Origin of the sequence: Nocardia crassostreae, from assembly GCF_001613405.1 — a bacterium.
GTDB classification, from domain to species: Bacteria; Actinomycetota; Actinomycetes; order Mycobacteriales; family Mycobacteriaceae; genus Nocardia; species Nocardia crassostreae.
The window spans coordinates 93,827-114,481 of the sequence record NZ_BDCH01000025.1 but is presented as its reverse complement, the minus strand read 5'-3'; the positions used below and the strand labels follow the sequence as shown (position 1 = coordinate 114,481).

Sequence of the window (20,655 nt, the reverse complement as noted above, 5' to 3'; positions counted from 1 at the left end):
TTCAGCGGGGCACGTGGAACCGCACCAGATCGCCCGTGCCCGGATCCACCTCGGCCCACGGCCGGTCGAATTCGAGCACGGCCAGCGCCGAGGTGGGGAATTTGCGGCTGAGTTCCTCCGCCGCCGTGGAACCGCGGTTGCTCGCCAGTTCCCATGCCGTCCACGGCATTCCGGGAGCGTGCCCGATGAGCAGCAGCGTCGCCACGGCCGGATCGGCGAGCTGGACCAGTTCGATGAGGGTGTGCGGTGACGCCTCGTAGATGCCCTTCTCGAAGGTCACCGGCGCGGTGATGCCGGTCGCCGCGAGCGTCTCGCGGGTGCGGGTCGCGGTGGAGCAGAGCACCGCGTCGATCCCCGGTTGGGTCTCGCGCAGCCAGTCGCCCGCCAGCCCGGCCTCGCGCCGTCCGCGCGGCGCCAGCGGCCTGTCGTGGTCCGCCACGCCTTCCGGGTAGCCGGATTTGCCGTGCCGCATCAAGATGAGGGTCCGCACCATGGGTATTACGGTAAGCGTCACACCGATGCCGACAGGAGACCGGCCTCACACTCGAGGCACACTTGAAGAGGGCGGGGCGACCGCAGTACCGACTGTGCGGAACTACCGCTAAATTAGAACGTGTTCTACCCACCCGGCTCGCACCCGAGCGGAGTGAGCACCACGCGACTGTTTCGAGGATCTGCGAGATATGGCCTATGTGATCACGCAGCGTTGTTGCAACGACGCCAGCTGCGTACCCGAATGTCCGGTCGATTGCATTCGTCCCACCCCGGAGCAACCGGAGTTCGCGACCACCGAAATGCTCTACATCGACCCGGACACCTGCATCGACTGCGGTGCCTGCGTCGATGCTTGCCCGGTGGACGCCATCTTCTCCGAGGACGATCTGACCGCGTCCCTGGCGAGATTCCGCGATATCAACGCGCAGTACTTCGAGCGCCACCCGCTCGAATCCAATTTCGAGCCCCTGGTCGCGCCCAGCCGCGCGCCCAAGGAACTGGGCACCCTGCGCGTCGCCATCGTGGGCGCGGGCCCGGCCGCCTGCTACGCGGCCGAGGAGCTGCTGCGCCGCGCCGATGTCGAGGTGGAGCTGTTCGACCGGCTGCCCACGCCCTACGGCCTGGTCCGCGCCGGTGTCGCCCCGGATCACCCGGGCACCAAATCGGTGGCGGGCCTGTTCGAATCGGCCTTCCGCCGCGATGCCCTGCAGTACCGGCTGAATGTCGAAGTCGGCACGCACATCTCGCACGAGGAACTGCTCGCGCACCACCACGCGGTGCTGTATGCGCACGGCGCGGCCACCGACCGCAAGCTCGACGTGCCCGGTGAGGACCTGCCCGGCAGCTACTCCGCCACCGAGTTCGTGGCCTGGTACAACGGGCATCCGGACTTCGCCGACCGCCAGTTCGACCTCTCCGGTGAACGCGCCGTCATTGTCGGCAATGGCAATGTGGCTCTGGACGTGGCCCGGGTGCTCACCGTCGCTCCCGACGAACTGGCCAAGACCGATATCGCCGACCACGCCCTGGATGCGCTGCGCGCCAGCAATATCCAGGAGATGGTTGTACTGGGCCGCCGCGGTCCGCTCCAGGCCGCCTACAGCTCGCCGGAATTCCTGGCGCTGGCGCACCTGAAGGGCGTCGACGTCGTCATCGATCCGGCCGAACTGGACCTCGACCCGGCCTCGCAGGCCGAACTCGACGATCCCGATATCGAGCCGTCGCTGCGGCTCAAGTACACCCTCGCGCAGGAATACGCCGCCAAGGCCCCGACGCCGGGCAACAAGCGAATCGTCTTCCGCTACTTGGTGTCTCCCACCGCCGTGACCGGTGACGGCAAGGCGGAGGCCGTCGAGTACGTGCACAACGAACTCGTCGAGGAGAACGGCCGCACCGTGGCCCGCGCCTCCGACCGCACCGGCAGCCTGGACGCCTCGCTGGTTCGGCTACCGCGGTGAACCGCTCGCGGGCATCCCGTTCGACGAGAACAAGGGCGTCATCCCCAATGCCCAGGGCCGGGTCGTCGACGCCGAGGGCACTCCGGTGCCGGGCGTGTACGTCTCGGGCTGGATCAAGCGCGGTCCGCGCGGCGTCATCGGCTCCAACCGGGTCGATTCGCAGGAGACCGTGGATCAGCTCATCGAGGATTTCGTACAGGGCAAACTCACCGCCCCGCAAGGTGATCGCGCGGGACTCGACGCCCTGCTCGCCGAACGGCAGCCGGAAATGGTCGGCCGGGACGGCTGGAAGGCCATCGACCAGGCCGAGCGCACCGCGGGCAAGGCCGCGGGCCGCCCGCGCGTGAAGTTCACCAGCCTGGAGGATCTGCTCAAGGCCGCCAAGGGCTGAACGCCGCCGTATGCGAAGCGGCCCCGCCCGGATTCGGGCGGGGCCGCTTCGCGCTGAATTCAGTTGGCGCGCAGGTTGATCAGCAGGCCGTCCTTGGCGCACATGGACGGCACCTCCGCATCCGGCTGAGCATTGCACGACCAGCCGTCGATGGTGGCCACATCGGTATCGCTGATGGTCTGCACGTATTTCGTCGCGACATTGATGGCTTCGGTGCAGCCCACCCGCCCGGCGGGCGTGCCCACCGCGATCACGGTGCGGGTGCCGCCGCCCGCATCGGTGACGGGGCCGCAGTCGACGTCCTCGACCGGTTCGGGCGCGGGCGTGGTGGTCGGCGGCGGCGTGGGCGCCGGGCCGGTCGTGCTGGTCACGGGCGCCGCGGTGCTGGTCACGGGCGGCGGGGCGGGTGCTGCCGAGGTGGTGGTCGTGGCGATGGTGGTCGTTGCGACGGTGGTCGCGGTCGTGGTGGACTTCGCCGAATCGGAGGAATTCCCGCAAGCGGCGAGTCCGGCGATGAGCACGGGCGTGGCCGCGATCAGGGTGACGTGCGCGAGTCTCATATCGGCGATCTCCTGTTCTCGATCACCGCACGGTGATCTACCCTTCGCCGAGTCTGCCAGGCTAATCTCCAGCGAACGCAATATTCGCCGGGAATGTCGGCAGAACAGGTGAATTCGCGATCCCGGCTCAGCCCGGTAGCGGCCCGATCCGCACCGCCGTGGTGGTGATCCCGCCGACCACGAACCACAGCCGCAGCGCCGGATGACCGGTCCGATCGCCCGGTTCGTAGCGGCTGCGCACGCTGATGTGCTGGCGCGCCCACACCGGGGCGATGTACTCGATGACCGCGCGGTGCGGTCCGGCCACCAGTTTCGGATAGTCCACCAGGTACTGCTCCACCCCCTGCCAGTACGCCGCATTGTTGACGTGGTTGTACTGGTCGATATCGGTGGCGCGCACCGGAAACGGCAGATCGGTATCGGATTCCGGCGGGGTGTGATCGATCAGCCAGGGCCGCCAGCGCAGCCGGTGCTCATCGGTGGTGCGGGACAGTTCGGCCAAGCCCTCGTCGCTGATCCGGGTCGGCATATTGGTGGATTCGTTGATATTGATCCAGAAGCCCTCGGTCTCGATGAGACTGCCGTCCGCACTGGTGATTCGCACCCGCATATTTGGTCCAGCGGGTGGACATGGCCGAACACCAGCGCCGCAGTTCCACCCGGTCCGGCCAGTGGATGGGCCGCACCACGTCCACCACGGTGCGGCGCACGATCCAGGCCGGGTCGGTGCGGTGGAAGAATCCGGAATGCATTTCCTCCCAGGCGATATCCTGCAAATAACGGGCTATCGCGTCGAAGCGCAGCCGGTGATAGGGATCCACGTCGCCAGCCCGGACGGGCCACGCGGCAGCGAAGCCCATGCCCTCCTGGGGAAGCGGGGCGAGTGGCTGATCGACTGACACTGGTGCTCCTCGCGCTGCACGGTGTGCTGCGTTTCGTGCGGTGCTTGCTGTGACATGACTTTACGGTGCGCACGTCACACACTCGCGTCGAGTCACCTCTACTTCTGTGGACGCCGCTTCTACTTGTCTCGGGCCCACCTCTCCTTGTTACCGACTCGGCGCGGTTTGCGCCGGGGGCATGACAGTCGAGTGCGCAGGCCCGTAGCCTTTCGGTGAGTGATTCAGTCGCAGGGGAGGCGAGCGAAGTGACCGCTGGGGCGAGAGCCGGAACGCGGTTCGGCCAGTACGAATTGCGCCGCCTGATCGGGGTGGGCGGCATGGGCGAGGTGTACGAGGCCTACGACACCGTGCGCGACCGCGTGGTGGCCGTGAAACTGCTCGATGTCGAACTGGCCCGCTCGCCCGCCTATGTGGAGCGGTTCCGCCGCGAATCCCGCACCGCCGCACGCCTGCAGGAGCCGCACGTCATCCCGGTGCACGACTGGGGCGAGGTGGACGGCGTGCTGTTCATCGATATGCGCCTGGTGCGCGGCCGCGATCTCAAGGCGTATCTGCACGACGAGGGCGCGCTGCCGCCCGCGCACGCGGTCGCGGTGGTGGAGCAGATCGCCGCCGCCCTGGACGCCGCGCACGACAGCGGCCTGGTGCACCGCGATATCAAGCCCGCCAATATCCTGCTGACCGGCGAATTGTTCGCCTATCTGGTGGATTTCGGCATTGCGCACACGGCCTCCGACGTGCAGCTGACCTCCACCGGCAGCGCCATCGGCTCGTTCGCGTATATGGCCCCCGAACGCTTCGAGCACAGCACCGCGGTCTCCCCGGCCGCCGATATCTACGCCCTGGCCTGCGTGCTCTACGAATGTCTCGTCGCCGAGGTCCCGTTCCGGACCGACAGCAATCTGGCCACCATCCGGGCCCACATGATGTTCCCGCCGCCGCGTCCGAGCGTCCGCCCCGGCGTACCGGCCACCCTCGATCAGGTGGTGGCCGTCGGTATGGCGAAGGATCCGCAGCGCCGCTACGCCTCCGCGGGCCAGCTGGCCCGCGCCGCGCGCGCCGCCCTGCTGCGGGCCGAGCACGGTGAACAGACCCGCACCACGGTCCCGCCCGCCCCGCCGACGGTGGTGTATCCGCCGGTGTCGCAGCAGATCTCGGCCGCCCAGCCGCCGCGTCCCGAACATCCCTCTGGCCCGGTCGACTTCACCCCGCCGCCGCGCGGCTACGGATCCGGCTATTCGGAATCGCAGCCGACCTTCATCGGCGGCCCGCAGCGCGAACATCCCTCCGCCCCACTGCCTTTGCCGCCGCCGCGCGACCATCGCTCCGTGGGCCTGCTGATCGGCGCGCTGCTCGGCATCGTCCTGGTGCTGGCCGCCGTACTGGGCTGGGTGCTGGTGTCCGGCAACGAGACCGGCGGCACCGAGGCGAGCGGCACCACCTCACCCATCACCGCCCAGCCGAGCCTCACCACGCCCCCGCGCACCACGCCGAAGACCACCCCCGCCACCACCACCGCGGTCACCACCACCCTGCCCCCGCTGACCGGTTCCGTAACCGGCGCGGACGCACAGGGTTTCATCGGAACCGCCGGAGCCCGCTGCAATGCCGACAATCCGGCCTACGCCATCGGCCGCAGCTCCTCCTCCCGCATCGTGGTCTGCCGCACCGGCGTCGGCCGCTACTACTACAAGGGCATCCGCATCAGCGACGGTGCGGGCATCGAACTCGACGACCCGATCCCCGACGGCGCGGGCGGCTTCACCGTCACCAATCCGACCGACGGTACCCAGTACCGCATCACCGCCGCCGCCCTCACCATCACCAAGGGCGGCAATGTGCTCGCCGACGAGCCCATGATCGAATACGCCCACCGCTGACATCGATCGATGCTGGTCTCGGGCCGGGTGATCGGTTACGTTCGCTTGGTATCCATTTGTGGATTGATCGGAGTATTGGTGTGCGCGCAGCGGTTGTGAGCAAGCTGGAAGGGCCCGAGGCCATCGAGGTGCGCGAGGTGCCGGAGCCTGCCGGATATCCCGGTGGCGTCGTCATCGATGTGCATGCGGCCGGGGTCGCCTTTCCCGACGTGCTCATGACGCGTGGTCTGTACCAGATGAAACCGCCGCTGCCCTACATCGTGGGCTGCGAGATCGCGGGCATCGTGCGGGAGGCGCCCGTGGGTGCGCACGTGCGGGAAGGGGACCGGGTCGTGGCGCTCACGCTGCTCGGCAATGCGGTCGCCGATGTCGCGGTGACGCCCGCCGAGATGGTGTTCCAGCTGCCCGACAATGTGTCGCTGGAAGCCGGTGCTGGCGTGCTGTTCAACGACCTCACCGTGCACTTCTGCCTGACCAAGCGCGGGCGTCTGGCGGCCGGGGAGACCGTGCTGGTGCACGGCGCCGCGGGCGGTATCGGCACCTCCACGCTGCGCATGGCGCAGGCGCTGGGCGCGGCCCGGGTGATCGCGGTGGTGAGCACCGAGGAGAAGGCCGAGGTCGCGCGGGCCAATGGGGCCACCGATGTGGTGCTGACCGACGGCTGGCTGGCTGCGGTCAAGGAGCTCACCGGCGGGCGCGGGGTGGATATCGTGCTGGATCCGGTCGGCGGCGACCGCTTCACCGACAGCGTCCGCTCGCTGGCCTCGGGCGGCCGACTACTCGTGGTCGGCTTCACCGCCGGCGAGATCCCCACCGTGAAGGTCAACCGCCTGCTGCTCAAGAATGTCGAGGTGATCGGCGCCGCCTGGGGTGAATGGGCCATGACCCATCCCGGCTATCTGCAGGAGCAGTGGGCCGAGGTGGGCCCGCTGCTGGCCGACGGCAAGATCGTCCCGCCCGAGCCCGCCATCTACACCCTGGCCCACACCGCCGAGGCCGTCTCCGCGCTGGACAAGCGCACCGCCACCGGCAAGGTCGTAGTCACCCTCCGCTGAGCCCGATCCCGGAGGTAGGTCCATCGTGAAACTGTCCAACCGGGTCCTGAACCGGACCCTGCTCGCCCGCCAGCACTTGCTGGAACGTAGCGCGCTCACCGTGCCGCACCTGTGCGATCACCTGATCGGTCTCCAGGCGCAGGACATGCTGCCGCCGTTCGTTGCCGCCTGGAGCCGCATCGCGGATTTCGATCCCGCGACGGTCTCGACCGGCCTGGAAGACCGCTCCCTGGTGCGAATCACCTTGATGCGCGGCACCATTCACCTGGTCACCCCGCCCGATGCGCTGCGCATCGCCCCGCACATCCAGCCGGAGCTGGAGAAGATCCCCTTCCGCAAGGGCTTCAACTACGGCGCCATGGTCGGCCTGGATCCGGAGGAGGTGCGCGTCAATAGTGAGAAGGTCCTCGGCGACACCCCAACCCCCGCCGCCGAACTGCGCGCCCACGCCGCCGCCCTCTACCCGGATCGGGATCCGGGCGCGGTCCTGCAAACCTGGCTCTACCAGCTGCCCGTCCTGCAGACCCCGCCGCGCGGACGCTGGGGCGACAGCAGCCGCCCCGTCTGGTCGCGCGTCGAACCCTGGCTCGGCGCACCCCTGGACCTCGGCTATCCGCTGGAAGAACTCCTGCTCCGCTACCTGCGCGCCTTCGGCCCGGCCACCACCATGGACATGCAGACCTGGTCCAAGCTCACCGGTATGAAACCGGCCGTGGACCGTCTCGGCGACCGCGTCCGCACCTACACCGACGACCGCGGCCGCACCCTCTACGACGCCGCCGACGCCCAACTCGCGGACCCGGATCTCCCGGCCCCCGTGCGCTTTCTGGGCTGGTACGACAATGCCCTGCTCTCCCACCAGGACCGCACCCGCATCATTCTCGACGGTGGGGCGCCGCCGCTGCGCGCCTTCGCGACGGCGGTGTCGGCAATCCTGGTCGACGGCTACCTCTCCGGTCTCTACAAGGTTTTCCCGCAGGGCGCCACCGCCCGCCTGCGCATCAGCCCGGGCGGCGCCTGGACCCCGGCCGAACGCGCGGCGGTCGAAGCCGAAGCCCATGCCCTGCTCGGATTCCTGGAGCCCGATCGCACGCCGAGCGTCGAAATCCTCGATCCCGGAACCGATTTGCGTCCCTGAGGCTCAGTGTGCATTGCGATACGCCGGGGCTTTGCTGGAGCCCGACGGCGTCAGCGTGCGTAGCAGCGGCAGCGTCCGCCGCTGCACCACCGTGGACAGCACGATGACGCTGTGCGACCGCACCACCGAGGCACTGCGGTCGATGCTGAGCAGCACGGTCTGCAGCCCGGCGTGCGAATCGGCCCCGATGCGGCACAGCACATCGCTCGACCCGGTGGTCGCATACGCCTCGAGAACGCCGGGGATGCCCTCCAGATCGGCGGCCACCGCCTCCAGCGCGCCCTGTGAGATCTCCAGCGTAACGAAGGCTTCAACATCGAAACCCGCTGCTGTCAAATCGATCTGGGGATCATAGGAGGCGATGACCCCGGCCTCCTCCATGCGCGCGATCCGTGATTGCACGGTCGCCCGGGCCACCCGGGTGCGCCGGGACAACTCCAGGATTCCGGCCTTCTGGAATTCGTGCATGGCGGTCAGGATCGCCAGATCGAGTTCATCCAGTTTGGCGGGCGTGCGGGCCACGGTTGTACCTCCGCTCGGCGGTGCTCTGTTCTATTCAAATTGTCCAGCACTCCGGGGCAGATGGTGGCGTAATTCACCAGGATGTCTAACGAATTTCGGCGATATTGCCCAATGCCGACCGCGAGGATTTCCTGGATCCATGAGTATCGAGATCACCGGCTGGAGAAGCGATGACGCCGTGGTCTGGCAGCCGATCGACCTGCCGGAAAACGAGGAACTACGACGGCTGGTCGGCCTCGTCGACCACGACGAGACCGCCGACCCCTTCCCGGTCATCGGCTGGGACGCCCTGGTCTGGGCGGTAGGAAATGCCGTGCAGACCGCCCACTTCCTGGAATCCGCCTTCGGTATGAACCTGGAGGCGTACTCCGGTCCCGAGACCGGCAATCGCGATCACAAGGCGTACGTCTTGCGCAGCGGCGGGGCCCGATTCGTGGTGTGCGGCGCGGTGGACCCCGCGAGTCCGCTTGTCGCCCACCACGATCGGCACGGCGACGGCGTCACCGATATCGCCCTCGAGGTGCCCGATGTGGACCGCTGCATCGAATGGGCCCGCACCCACGGGGCCACGGTCCTGGTCGAACCCCACGATGTGACAGACGAATTCGGCACCGTCCGCACCGCCGCCATCGCCACCTACGGCGAGACCCGGCACACCCTGGTCGACCGTTCCCGCTACGACGGCCCCTATCTGCCCGGCTTCGTGGCCCGCAAGTCGGCCTTCACCCCGCGCGACGGCGCGCCCAAGCGCATCTTCCAGGCCATCGACCACGTGGTCGGCAATGTGGAACTGGGCCAGATGGACGAATGGGTCGAGTTCTACCGCCGCGTCATGGGTTTCGAGAACATGGCCGAATTCATCGGCGACGATATCGCCACCGAGTACTCCGCCCTCATGAGCAAGGTGGTGGCCAGCGGCAACCACCGCGTGAAGTTCCCGCTCAACGAACCGGCCCCCAGTCGCAAGCGTTCGCAGATCGACGAATACCTGGAGTTCTATCAGGGCCCGGGCGTGCAGCACATCGCCCTGGCCACCGGCGACATCCTCACCGCCGTGGACGTGCTGCGCCGGGAGGGCATCGAATTCCTCGACACCCCCGACTCCTATTACGAGGACCCGGAACTGCGCGCCCGCATCGGCCACGTGCGCGCCCCCGTGGAGGAACTGCAGAGCCGCGGCATCCTGGTCGACCGCGACGAGGACGGCTATCTGCTGCAGATCTTCTGCAAGCCCATCACCGACCGCCCCACCGTGTTCTTCGAACTCATCGAACGCCACGGCTCCCTCGGCTTCGGCAAGGGCAACTTCAAGGCCCTGTTCCAGGCCATCGAGCGCGAGCAGGAGGCGCGCGGGAACCTCTGACCAAGAGGCGCATGCGGCAAATCCACTAGGCTCGGCGGCATGCGGATGACATCGGCGATCATCACGGGGTCGATCCTCGCGCTGTTGCTGTCGGCGTGTGGGGGGAAAGACGATTCGGGCGACACACCGGGCCTGCGGCCGCCACCCAAGGTGGCGACCCTGGGCCCGTTCGTCGGCGAATGCGGTCACCTCACCGACGACGAAGTACGCGATATCGGCGGCCTCGGCGCGGTGAGCGTGGTGTTCAAGAACTCGGTCGGATGCAACTGGCAGGGCGGCGGAATCGGCGGCGCGAGCGTCACTTTCGCCTCCTACCGGGGCAGCCCCATCGATCGTGAGAAGGCGTGGGTGGCCAGCGTCGGCCGCAACCCGGAGACCATCGAGGTGGGCGGCCGCACCGGCTTCCAGGCCCTGGACCCGTCCAATCGCGTCTGCGATCTGGCCATCCAGCTCGACGACGACTTCTTCGAATGGTCCATGTCCTACGGCATCTTCGGCGGCGACAATCTCGGCAATCCGTGCGATCGCACGCGCAAGATGGCCGAGCTGACCGTGCAGCGGCTCGGATGAGGGGAATGCGCCCTATGCGACGGAGCGCCATCGTGCTCGCCGTGCTGGCCGTCACCGCCGCGGTCGGCGGCTGCGGCCGGACGGTGGACGGCACCGCCCTGCCCGCGGGCGGCACCACCGGCGACGGCGGCGGCCGCATCAACACCAACTTCGACAAACTGCTGCGCGAGTGCGAGGTGGTCTCGCTCGAGGACATCGGCAAGGCGGTCGGCGAGGGCACCTATGTGAGCCCGTCGTTCAACGGCGCGGTGTGCATGTGGGATCTCGAGGGCGGCACCGCGGGCAGCGGCATGGTCACGCTGAGTTGGTACGAGGAGGGCTCGCTCAACAATGAGAAGACCAATAACGACCGCCTCGGCTATGTGACCAATGACATAAACGTCCAGGGCCGCCGATCGCTGGAGGTGCGCCGCCCGAACGACGCCGATTCGTGCGGGTTGTTCGCACCGGCCGCGGACGCGGGAATCGTTGGCTGGTGGGTGAATTACCGTTCCGGCTCCGCGCACGGCGACCCCTGCGCGGCCGCCTCGAAGCTGGTCGAGCTGACCTTGAACCTCGCCCGATAGCCCCTCTACCAGCCCCGCTCGAGGGACCCCTTTTTGCCCCCCGAAAAAGGTCCGGGTATCATGGACCGCTGTGCCCGGAAGCATGCGGGCAGGTTTGTGCGCAGTACGTAGGCCAGCGAGAGCGGCTGACCGTTCCAGCGTGCCCGGATTCCGGGCTACGCGCTGAGCACGACACGCCCGACCTCGTGGCGAGGAAATGCCATGAGAACTGGGCGGAAAGCTCGAATGACAAAGACATGAAGTTCCAGACACCTGGTTACTAAAAGGAAAGCCGGTCTATGCCAACCATCAACCAGCTGGTCCGCAAGGGTCGCCGCGACAAGGTCGCGAAGACCAAGACTGCGGCCCTCAAGGGGAGCCCGCAGCGTCGTGGCGTGTGCACCCGCGTGTACACCACGACCCCGAAGAAGCCGAACTCCGCGCTGCGTAAGGTCGCGCGTGTTCGCCTGACCAGCGCGGTCGAGGTCACGGCCTACATCCCCGGTGAGGGCCACAACCTGCAGGAGCACTCGATGGTGCTCGTTCGCGGCGGTCGTGTGAAGGACCTCCCGGGTGTGCGCTACAAGATCATCCGCGGCTCCCTCGACACCCAGGGTGTGAAGAACCGCAAGCAGGCTCGCAGCCGCTACGGCGCCAAGAAGGAGAAGAGCTGATATGCCACGCAAGGGCCCCGCACCCAAGCGTCCGCTGATCAACGACCCGGTTTACGGGTCCCCGCTGGTCACTCAGCTGGTCAACAAGATCCTGCTGGACGGCAAGAAGTCCACCGCCGAGCGCATCGTCTACGGCGCGCTGGAGCAGGCGCGCGAGAAGACCGGCACCGACCCGGTCGTCACCCTCAAGCGCGCGCTGGACAACGTCAAGCCCTCCCTCGAGGTGAAGCCCCGTCGTGTCGGTGGCGCCACCTACCAGGTGCCGGTCGAGGTCCGTCCGGGCCGCGCCAACACCCTCGCGCTGCGCTGGCTGGTGAACTTCTCCCGCGCGCGTCGTGAGAAGACCATGGTCGAGCGTCTGGCCAACGAGCTGCTCGACGCCAGCAATGGCCTGGGCGCTTCGGTGAAGCGTCGCGAGGACACCAACAAGATGGCCGAGTCGAACCGGGCGTTCGCGCACTACCGCTGGTGATTCGCCCCCCGGCCCTTCCCTCGGGATGGTCCGGGAGTCGAGTCACAGTCCGGCGTGGCACACAACACGCCGCGCCGGACTTCGACACGGTGATGACCGCTGGAGAAGCCAGGGTCGTTCCCGAAGATCCCACTAGCTAAGAGCGGGGAAGATTTCCGTGGCACAGGACGTGCTCACCGACCTGAACAAGGTCCGCAACATCGGCATCATGGCCCACATCGATGCCGGTAAGACGACCACCACCGAACGCATCCTCTTCTACACCGGTATCACTTACAAGATCGGTGAAGTCCACGATGGCGCCGCCACCATGGACTGGATGGAGCAGGAGCAGGAGCGCGGCATCACGATCACGTCTGCCGCGACCACCACCTTCTGGAAAGACAACCAGATCAACATCATCGACACCCCCGGGCACGTCGACTTCACCGTCGAGGTGGAGCGTTCGCTGCGCGTGCTCGATGGCGCCGTCGCGGTGTTCGACGGTAAAGAGGGTGTCGAGCCGCAGTCCGAGCAGGTGTGGCGTCAAGCCGACAAGTACGACGTGCCGCGTATCTGCTTCGTCAACAAGATGGACAAGCTGGGCGCGGACTTCTACTTCACCGTGCAGACCATCAAGGATCGTCTGGGCGCGCGCCCGCTGGTCATCCAGCTGCCGATCGGCGCCGAGGACACCTTCGAGGGCATCGTCGACCTGGTCGAGAACAACGCCAAGGTGTGGCGTGGCGAGACCAAGCTCGGTGAGTCCTACGAGGTCGTCGAGATCCCGGAGGATCTGAAGGATCAGGCCGAGATCTACCGGCAGGAACTGCTGGAGACCGTCGCCGAGTCCGACGAGGCGCTGCTGGAGAAGTTCTTCGGCGGTGAGGAGCTCTCGATCGAGGAGATCAAGGGCGCCATCCGCAAGATGACCGTCAACTCCGAGCTGTACCCGATCCTGTGTGGTTCGGCGTTCAAGAACAAGGGCGTGCAGCCCATGCTCGACGCCGTCATCGACTACCTGCCGTCCCCGCTGGACGACGGTGGCGCCGATGGCCACGTGCCGGGCAAGGAAGACGAAGTCATCCACCGCAACCCGGATGTCACCGAGCCCTTCGCGGCCCTGGCGTTCAAGATCGCGGCGCACCCGTTCTTCGGCAAGCTGACCTACATCCGTGTGTACTCCGGCAAGGTCGACTCCGGCGCCCAGGTCATCAACTCCACCAAGGGCAAGAAGGAGCGTCTGGGCAAGCTGTTCCAGATGCACTCCAACAAGGAGAACCCGGTCGGCGAGGTCCAGGCGGGCCACATCTACGCCGTCATCGGTCTGAAGGACACCACCACCGGCGACACCCTCTGCGATCCGCAGAACCAGGTCGTGCTGGAGTCCATGACCTTCCCGGATCCGGTCATCCAGGTCTCCATCGAGCCCAAGACCAAGTCCGACCAGGAGAAGCTGGGCACCGCGATCCAGAAGCTCGCCGAAGAGGATCCGACCTTCTCGGTGAAGCTGGACGACGAGACCGGCCAGACCGTCATCGGCGGTATGGGCGAGCTGCACCTCGACATCCTGGTCGACCGCATGAAGCGCGAGTTCAAGGTCGAGGCCAATGTCGGCAAGCCGCAGGTGGCCTACCGCGAGACCATCACCAAGCCGGTCGAGAAGCTCGAGTACACCCACAAGAAGCAGACCGGTGGTTCGGGTCAGTTCGCCCGCGTCATCATCGGCCTCGCTCCGCTGGTGGACGCCGAGGACGGTGCGACCTACGAGTTCGAGAACAAGGTCACCGGTGGCCGCGTTCCGCGCGAGTACATCCCGTCGGTCGACGCCGGTATCCAGGACGCCATGCAGTACGGCGTGCTCGCCGGGTACCCGCTGGTCAATGTGAAGGCTTCGCTGCTCGACGGCGCCTACCACGAGGTCGACTCCTCGGAAATGGCGTTCAAGATCGCCGGCGCGATGGCCCTCAAGGAAGCGGCCCGCAAGGCCGGTCCGGTGATCCTCGAGCCGCTCATGGCGGTCGAGGTCATCACGCCCGAGGAGTACATGGGCGATGTGATCGGCGACCTCAACTCCCGCCGTGGCCAGATCCAGGCCATGGAGGAACGCAGTGGTGCCCGTGTCGTCAAGGCGCTGGTTCCGCTCTCGGAGATGTTCGGCTACATCGGTGACCTGCGGTCGAAGACCCAGGGCCGGGCGAACTACTCCATGGTGTTCGCTTCGTACGCGGAGGTTCCGGCCAACGTGTCGAAGGAGATCATCGCCAAGGCGACCGGCGAGTAGTCACTCACGGGGCAGGGTGCGGATCCTTTGGGAGACAAAGCCTGCCCCGGCCGGGAGTCCTGAAGGACACCCAGTTATAAAAACCGCACTGCTGCAAAAATGCACGCACCAAACTAGTCCAGGAGGACCACAGTGGCGAAGGCGAAGTTCGAGCGGACGAAGCCCCACGTCAACATCGGCACCATTGGTCACGTCGACCACGGTAAGACCACGCTGACCGCGGCGATCACCAAGGTGCTGGCTGACACCTACCCGGACGTGAACGCTGCGTTCGCGTTCGACCAGATCGACAAGGCGCCGGAGGAGAAGGCTCGTGGTATCACGATCAACATCTCCCACGTCGAGTACCAGACCGAGAAGCGCCACTACGCGCACGTCGACGCCCCCGGTCACGCGGACTACATCAAGAACATGATCACCGGTGCCGCCCAGATGGACGGCGCGATCCTGGTCGTGGCCGCCACCGACGGCCCGATGCCGCAGACCCGTGAGCACGTGCTGCTCGCCCGCCAGGTCGGCGTGCCCTACATCCTGGTCGCCCTGAACAAGTCCGACATGGTCGACGACGAGGAAATCCTCGAGCTCGTCGAGATGGAGGTCCGCGAGCTGCTGGCTTCGCAGGAGTTCGACGAGGACGCCCCGGTCGTGCGCGTCTCCGGTCTGAAGGCGCTCGAGGGCGACCCGAAGTGGACCCAGTCGGTCCTCGACCTGATGAACGCCGTCGACGAGTCGATCCCGGACCCGGTCCGTGAGACCGACAAGCCGTTCCTGATGCCGATCGAGGACGTCTTCACGATCACCGGTCGTGGCACCGTCGTCACCGGTCGCATCGAGCGTGGTGTGATCAACGTGAACGAGGAAGTCGAGATCGTCGGCATCCGCGAGAAGTCGCAGAAGACCACCATCACCGGTGTCGAGATGTTCCGCAAGCTGCTGGACCAGGGCCAGGCGGGCGACAATGTCGGTCTGCTGGTTCGTGGTCTGAAGCGTGACGATGTCGAGCGTGGCCAGGTTGTCGTCAAGCCGGGCACCACCACCCCGCACACCGAGTTCGAGGGCCAGGCGTACATCCTGTCGAAGGACGAGGGCGGCCGCCACACCCCGTTCTTCAACAACTACCGTCCGCAGTTCTACTTCCGTACCACGGACGTGACCGGCGTCGTTACCGTCCCCGAGGGCACCGAGATGGTCATGCCGGGCGATAACACCGAGATGAGCGTCAAGCTCATCCAGCCGGTCGCCATGGACGAGGGCCTGCGTTTCGCGATCCGTGAAGGTGGCCGCACCGTCGGTGCCGGTCGCGTCACCAAGATCATCAAGTAAGACTCGCTCTTACTGAGAAGGGCCGTTCCCCCTGGGGGAGCGGCCCTTTTCGCGTGTGCCCGAATTCCGGAGCGGCCCGCGTATCCACCGGTAGCCTGGAAGAACAGGTACGTGCGGGGGGCCGCTTCATGGAATACCGATTACGAAAGTCGTTGGGCACCGCCGTCATTGCGTCGGTCTGTCTGCTCACGGGCTGTTTCGGCGAGCGTGGAACGCCGGTTGCGATTGAAATCGATGTCCGCACACTCGATGTCGGGTCGTACCCGGTGTCGAAGCACCGGTACGAGCACACCGCGGGCACGGATGGCGCACTCGCGGAGGGCATCCGGATGGCCGAGGCGGTGGTGCTGACGTCGCGGATCGACTTCACGCTGCCGGTCGGCTACAACGCCAAGGTGTTGCTGACTCCCGTCGAGGTGGAGGAATTCGGGATGGTCGCCGGGGCGTCGACCTCGGTGCTGGAACGCCATCGCATGCTCGTCGGCTACGGCACCAGCGGCGGGAACGAACCGGAAACCGAGGAGGGCATCCCGTCCACGGCGACCATCGTCAGCAGTGCGCTGCTCCGTTTCCCGTCCGCGGCCGCGGCGGCGACGGCCGCGGTCGAACTGGAGAACACCGATTTCGGTGTGGCCGCCGATCAGAACGTCACGTTGCATCTCGCCGAATATCCGGCGGCATATATCCATTGGCGTCCCGGTATCGCGAATGTCGGTGTTTACCTCGCGCATGACGAATTCGTCCTGTCCTTGCTCATCGAGCGCCCTTTCGCCGAAGAGCACGATCTGCTCGAATGGGTGCGCAAGACTCTCGACGCCCAGCTTCCGGTGCTCGAAAAGTTCCGGCCCACCGCCGAATCCGATCTCGACGACCTGCCGCTGGATCCCGAGGGTCTGCTGGCCAGAACGGTCACCCGGGACCGGGGCGTGCGGGTGCCGGAGGTGAACTCCTTCGCCGTGTACGGCATCAACGATTTCGTGCACCGGGTCGGCGATCAGGCGAGATGGGTGTCGCTGTTCGAGCGAACCGGCACGGACGCAATCGCTTACATGAACGACGATTTGCTGCTGCGCGCACGTGACCCGGACGCGGCGCACGCCCTCGCCGACGGCTTCGCGGCGCTCTTCCGCGACAATTACAGCCGCATCGACGGTCCCTCCGGTGCGCCCGATGTGAAGTGCACGAGCGTCAGGAATGTCGCGAACCCCGAAAACTACTGGGTGAACAAGTGCTTCGTGGTCTACCGCCGCTACGTCGCCGTCCTCAACGGCGACGATCGAAGCGATCTGCTCCAGCGTGCGGCGGCTCAGTACGCCCTGTTCGCGAATAGTTTCTGAACTAGCCCACCACGGGTGCGGGGACCGCGCCGAGCAGTCTGCCGGAGTCGAATGCGGCTGCGGCGGTGGGGAGTTTTCCGGGCCGTCCGGACGTGAGGACCCGGGTCGTCGTGCTGTCCGCGGTGGGGCGGCCGAGCGCGTCCATGCGGCGGAGGGTCTGGCCCGCAACGGCTTCGGCGCTGTCGAAGATGCGGACGCCCTGGGGGAGGGCGGTGAGGATGGCGTCCAGGACCAGGGGGTAGTGGGTGCAGCCCAGGACGATGCCTTCGGTGCCCGCGGGGGTGCGGGCGGCGGCGTCGGCGATGGCGGCGGTGATCGCGGGGAGATCGCCGCGGTCGATGGCGTCGGCGAGGCCGTGGCAGGCCACGCCGGTGACCTCGGCGTCACCGGCGAAGCGGGCGATGAGGTCGGCCTGGTAGGCGCTGGCGGTGGTGGCCGCGGTCGCCCAGACGGCGACTTTGCGGCAGGCCGCCGCGGCCGGTTTGATGGCGGGCACGGTGCCGATCACGGGCACCTGGGGGCCGACCATGGCGCGGAGGTGTTCGAGCGCCGTGACGCTGGCCGTATTACAGGGCAGCACAATGACTTCCGCGCCTTCGCGCAGTGAGGCGCGGGCGGTCTCGAGGACGCGGTCCACCACCCACTGCTCGGGTTTGGGTCCCCAGGGCGCGCCCTCGGGATCCATTTGCAGCAGCAGATCGATATCGGGTCGCAGCTTCCGCAACCACGCCCCGGTGGGCAGCATCCCCAGGCCGGAATCAATGAGCGCGACGATCACACCCGCAACCGTAGACAACGCCCACCCGGAATTGCGAACCGTGGTCGCCCTACCGGCCGGAACAGGCCCCTGACCGGGGCGGCAACGATCAGACGGTGGCGCCGGAGGCGGCGGCCAGCTGGGCGCGCATCTTCATGACCTTGCCGGTCATGCCCGCCCCGACGACGGCCACGAGGGTGCCCGCGCGGAAGCAGTGGGCCAGGAACTTGCGGCCCTTGTCCTCGACGATCCGGACCTCGTCGGCCAGCGCCGGGGTGCCGAGCACCTGGATCTTCATGTCGTATTGGTCGCTCCACACGTACGGAACCTGCACGGCGGCCGGGGCTTCCACACCGAGCAGTGCGCAGGCCAGCAGCTGGGCCTGTTCACCGGCATTGGTCCAGTGTTCGACGCGCTTGTTCCGGCCGGTGTCGTGCGGCCAGGCGGCCACATCGCCGAGGGCCCAGACACCGGGGACAGTGGTGCGGCCGACCTCGTCGGTGAGGATGCCGCCACCGTCGGCCGGTGCGGCGAGAGGGATGCCGGAGTCGGCCAGCCAGTCGGTCACGGGTACCGAGCCGACGCCGATCACCACCAGGTCGGAATCCAGTTCGGCGCCGTCGGTGAGGCGGACCCCGCGCACGCTGTCGCCGTCGGTCAGCAGCGCCTCGACGCCGATGCCGCAGCGCAGGTCCACGCCTTCGTCGAGATGCAATCTGGCCACCAGCGCGCCGATCTCGGCGCCGAGCGCGGCCGCCAGGGGGGTGGGCTGCGGTTCCACCAGCGCGACCTCCAGGCCGCGGGCGCGGAAGCTGGCGGCGAGTTCGCAGCCGATGAAACCCGCGCCTACCACCATGGCGCGGGAGGCGGTGGCGAGCTGTTCGCGCAGTCGCGCGGCATCGGCGTGCGAGCGCAGCACGTGCACGCCGTGCACATCCGGGAAGCCCGGGATCCGGCGCGGCCGCAAACCGGTGGCAATGACGAGTTGGTCGTAGCTGAGCTCGTCGCCGTCGCTCAGCGTGACCCGCCGGGCGGCGGTGTCGACCCCCGTGGCCGCCGCGCCGAGCCGCAGCCCGATGCGCTTCTCGGCGAAGAATTCCGCGGGCCGCAGCGTGGTGTCGTCGGTCTCCCCGCGCACGAACTGTTTGGACAGCGGCGGCCGGTCGTAGGGCGCGCGATCCTCGTCCCCGATGAGCGTCAGTTCACCGTCGTAGCCTGCGCGTCGCAGTTCCTCGGCGGTGCGCAGCCCCGCCAGCCCCGCGCCAACTATTAGAACGTGTTCTACCGACTCCGACATAGGCCAAACCATATCTGCTGTATCGCGCCCACACCCCTGTGTCCCGCACCACACCCGAGCTGCCGCTGAATCGTAGCCGGACATTTATTGATCGGGCGGTCAATCAGGAATATACCGGGAGGTAGGACATATCCTCAGCCTTAAGGAGGCATACATGTTCACCGAGAGCCGCGCACAAGACATGGTGGCTGTCGTACTCGGCGCAATCGCCGCGTTGTCGCCCCTGGTCGTCGACACGAACACCCGCGCGACGTGGACCCTGGTCGTACTCGGCGTGCTGATCGCACTCACCGGCCTGGCCCAACTCCAGAAGATGGCCGACGCCACCGCCGATTACGCCATGGGCGCACTGGGCGTGCTGCTGTTCATCTCCCCCTGGGTGATGAACTTCGATTCCTTCAGCGGGGCCACCTGGACCGCATGGATCGTGGGCGCGCTGACCGTGGTCGTCGCGGTCGCCGCATTGCCGACGGTATCGGCCCGGATGCATACGGCATCACACGGCTGATGCAGATGCACCGACCCGGAGCGGGGCGTCGCCGGAGCAAGAAAATCGACGGCGACGCCCGTCAGCTCATCCTGGATGCCGCGGAAACCCTCTTCGCGGCACAGGGATTCGATGCGACCCCGACCGCCGCCCTGGCGGCGGCGGCCGGTGTCCCCAAAGGCCTGGTCTTCTATTACTTCCCCACCAAGGACGCCATTCTGTCGGCCCTCATGGCCGAGCGCGTCCCGCGCAATCCGATCGACGACATCGCCTCGGTCGTCGCCCCCGGCGATCCGGTGAAGAGCCTGATCAATCTGGATGCCGCGCTCAATATCCGCGATCATCACTCCTCGGTGCTGCGCGTCATCATGTGGCGCGAGGCCGACACCCATCCCGATGTGCGGAAACAACTGCGCCACATGCGTGATCAGCTGCTGGACGTGACCGCCCGCGTCCTGCAGGCCAGCGCCCCGGTTCCGGTTCAGCCCGGTACGCTGCGGGCCTGCGCGGCCGCCTGGGTCTCGGCCATGTTCGCCATTGCCAGCACCGATCGCCTGCATACGCTGGACGGGCTCACCCTCCCCACCGCCGATGAAATCCTGAACGTCGCGCAGGTGGTCGCCGCCGGAATGACGCAGCTGGGTTGACCCCGAATTCGCTGTCATTCCTTGTAAATCCCCCAATGCCATTGCTCGCTAATAGCTTTCACCGGCCCGAGTCGCCACGGGTTCCCGAGTGGAGTAAGAATGTCGCCCATGGATGCCGAATACACCGCCAAACTCGGGGAGCCCCTGAACTCGCGTCAGCCGCGTCTGACCAACTTCGGCGCCGCGACAATATCGCCCACCGCGATCCGATCCTTCCGCACGCCTTCGAGCAGCAGCCCGAGCGTGCGCGGCCGCTCCTCCGGATCGACGCGGGGGCGGCACACCAGGTCGATCCCGCGTACCCGGGTGAGCAGGATATCGGCCGCCCCGATGATTTCGACGTCGTCCCCGACGCCCACCACACCCTGTTCGACGATCCCCGCGACGATGGTGCCGCGCCCGGTGATCGTGAAGACGCCCTCGACCGTCATGCGGAAGGGCGCCCGGGCCTCGCTCTCGCTCATAGCCCCATGGTCGCGCACCGGGCGATTCGGCGTGGGTCCGAATACCTGTCGGACGG

Annotated in this window: 19 protein-coding genes and 2 pseudogenes; 14 read left to right on the top strand and 7 right to left on the bottom strand. The window is 67.1% G+C overall.

Annotation, left to right across the window (positions count from 1 at the left end):
* Window position 1: 1 nt before the first annotated feature.
* The gene (locus NC4_RS25270) at window positions 2-493 is read right to left on the bottom strand and encodes a SixA phosphatase family protein (RefSeq protein WP_067542944.1); all 492 of its coding nucleotides are present in this window, start codon (window positions 491-493) and stop codon (window positions 2-4) included.
* Window positions 494-683: 190 nt separating this feature from the next.
* On the opposite strand from NC4_RS25270, the pseudogene NC4_RS25265 reads away from it, so the two are divergent.
* Window positions 684-2,343, top strand: a pseudogene (locus NC4_RS25265) (4Fe-4S binding protein).
* Between the two features lie 59 nt (window positions 2,344-2,402).
* Here NC4_RS25265 and NC4_RS25260 read toward each other — a convergent pair.
* Together NC4_RS25260 and NC4_RS45215 are read right to left on the bottom strand one after the other, a co-directional pair.
* On the bottom strand, window positions 2,403-2,903 hold the full coding sequence (locus NC4_RS25260; protein ID WP_067542941.1) for a hypothetical protein: 501 nt from the start codon (window positions 2,901-2,903) through the stop codon (window positions 2,403-2,405).
* Window positions 2,904-3,030: 127 nt separating this feature from the next.
* Window positions 3,031-3,805: pseudogene (locus tag NC4_RS45215) on the bottom strand (acyl-[acyl-carrier-protein] thioesterase).
* Between the two features lie 245 nt (window positions 3,806-4,050).
* On the opposite strand from NC4_RS45215, the gene NC4_RS25250 reads away from it, so the two are divergent.
* The 3 genes from NC4_RS25250 to NC4_RS25240 all read left to right on the top strand — a co-directional run bounded on the left by NC4_RS25250 (window position 4,051) and on the right by NC4_RS25240 (window position 7,878).
* Window positions 4,051-5,685 (top strand): serine/threonine-protein kinase, encoded by a 1,635-nt coding sequence (locus tag NC4_RS25250; RefSeq protein ID WP_067542938.1) that lies wholly within the window; start codon window positions 4,051-4,053, stop codon window positions 5,683-5,685.
* Window positions 5,686-5,765: 80 nt separating this feature from the next.
* The gene (locus NC4_RS25245) at window positions 5,766-6,740 is read left to right on the top strand and encodes an NADPH:quinone oxidoreductase family protein (RefSeq protein ID WP_067542935.1); all 975 of its coding nucleotides are present in this window, start codon (window positions 5,766-5,768) and stop codon (window positions 6,738-6,740) included.
* Window positions 6,741-6,765: 25 nt separating this feature from the next.
* Window positions 6,766-7,878, top strand: a complete 1,113-nt coding sequence (locus tag NC4_RS25240) for a winged helix DNA-binding domain-containing protein (protein WP_067542932.1) — start codon at window positions 6,766-6,768, stop codon at window positions 7,876-7,878.
* A 3-nt stretch (window positions 7,879-7,881) separates the two neighbouring features.
* On the opposite strand, the gene NC4_RS25235 is transcribed toward NC4_RS25240, so the two are convergent.
* Window positions 7,882-8,400 (bottom strand): Lrp/AsnC family transcriptional regulator, encoded by a 519-nt coding sequence (locus NC4_RS25235; protein WP_084529762.1) that lies wholly within the window; start codon window positions 8,398-8,400, stop codon window positions 7,882-7,884.
* Between the two features lie 139 nt (window positions 8,401-8,539).
* Here NC4_RS25235 and hppD point away from each other — a divergent pair, with 139 nt between their 5' ends.
* The 8 genes from hppD to NC4_RS25195 all read left to right on the top strand — a co-directional run bounded on the left by hppD (window position 8,540) and on the right by NC4_RS25195 (window position 16,947).
* Window positions 8,540-9,763, top strand: a complete 1,224-nt coding sequence (hppD, locus tag NC4_RS25230) for a 4-hydroxyphenylpyruvate dioxygenase (RefSeq protein WP_067542929.1) — start codon at window positions 8,540-8,542, stop codon at window positions 9,761-9,763.
* A gap of 39 nt (window positions 9,764-9,802) precedes the next feature.
* Window positions 9,803-10,333: a DUF3558 domain-containing protein gene (locus NC4_RS25225; protein ID WP_067542926.1), complete on the top strand. Its 531-nt coding sequence runs from the start codon at window positions 9,803-9,805 to the stop codon at window positions 10,331-10,333.
* A 14-nt stretch (window positions 10,334-10,347) separates the two neighbouring features.
* Entirely contained in the window at window positions 10,348-10,899 is a 552-nt protein-coding gene (locus tag NC4_RS25220) for a DUF3558 domain-containing protein (protein WP_245721905.1), read from the top strand.
* Between the two features lie 278 nt (window positions 10,900-11,177).
* Window positions 11,178-11,552, top strand: a complete 375-nt coding sequence (gene rpsL / locus NC4_RS25215; RefSeq protein ID WP_014353064.1) for a 30S ribosomal protein S12 — start codon at window positions 11,178-11,180, stop codon at window positions 11,550-11,552.
* A gap of 1 nt (window position 11,553) precedes the next feature.
* A complete protein-coding gene (gene rpsG, locus NC4_RS25210) occupies window positions 11,554-12,024 on the top strand; it encodes a 30S ribosomal protein S7 (protein WP_067542920.1) in 471 nt (156 codons plus the stop codon).
* Between the two features lie 157 nt (window positions 12,025-12,181).
* Complete coding sequence (gene fusA, locus NC4_RS25205; RefSeq protein ID WP_067542917.1) at window positions 12,182-14,287, top strand: elongation factor G; 2,106 nt, start codon at window positions 12,182-12,184, stop codon at window positions 14,285-14,287.
* Between the two features lie 132 nt (window positions 14,288-14,419).
* Window positions 14,420-15,610 (top strand): elongation factor Tu, encoded by a 1,191-nt coding sequence (tuf, locus tag NC4_RS25200; RefSeq protein WP_067542914.1) that lies wholly within the window; start codon window positions 14,420-14,422, stop codon window positions 15,608-15,610.
* Window positions 15,611-15,876: 266 nt separating this feature from the next.
* Window positions 15,877-16,947: a DUF7373 family lipoprotein gene (locus NC4_RS25195; protein WP_157555203.1), complete on the top strand. Its 1,071-nt coding sequence runs from the start codon at window positions 15,877-15,879 to the stop codon at window positions 16,945-16,947.
* Window position 16,948: 1 nt separating this feature from the next.
* Here the strand turns inward: NC4_RS25195 and NC4_RS25190 are convergent, their stop codons facing one another.
* Complete coding sequence (locus NC4_RS25190; RefSeq protein WP_067542908.1) at window positions 16,949-17,725, bottom strand: glutamate racemase; 777 nt, start codon at window positions 17,723-17,725, stop codon at window positions 16,949-16,951.
* Window positions 17,726-17,813: 88 nt separating this feature from the next.
* On the bottom strand, window positions 17,814-19,001 hold the full coding sequence (locus tag NC4_RS25185) for an NAD(P)/FAD-dependent oxidoreductase (RefSeq protein WP_067542905.1): 1,188 nt from the start codon (window positions 18,999-19,001) through the stop codon (window positions 17,814-17,816).
* A gap of 154 nt (window positions 19,002-19,155) precedes the next feature.
* On the opposite strand from NC4_RS25185, the gene NC4_RS25180 reads away from it, so the two are divergent.
* Window positions 19,156-19,509 (top strand): SPW repeat domain-containing protein, encoded by a 354-nt coding sequence (locus tag NC4_RS25180; RefSeq protein WP_067542902.1) that lies wholly within the window; start codon window positions 19,156-19,158, stop codon window positions 19,507-19,509.
* 5 nt (window positions 19,510-19,514) lie between these two features.
* Window positions 19,515-20,135: a TetR/AcrR family transcriptional regulator gene (locus NC4_RS25175; RefSeq protein WP_067543448.1), complete on the top strand. Its 621-nt coding sequence runs from the start codon at window positions 19,515-19,517 to the stop codon at window positions 20,133-20,135.
* Window positions 20,136-20,290: 155 nt separating this feature from the next.
* Here the strand turns inward: NC4_RS25175 and NC4_RS25170 are convergent, their stop codons facing one another.
* Window positions 20,291-20,599: a hypothetical protein gene (locus tag NC4_RS25170; protein ID WP_067542899.1), complete on the bottom strand. Its 309-nt coding sequence runs from the start codon at window positions 20,597-20,599 to the stop codon at window positions 20,291-20,293.
* Between the last annotated feature and the right edge of the window lie 56 nt (window positions 20,600-20,655).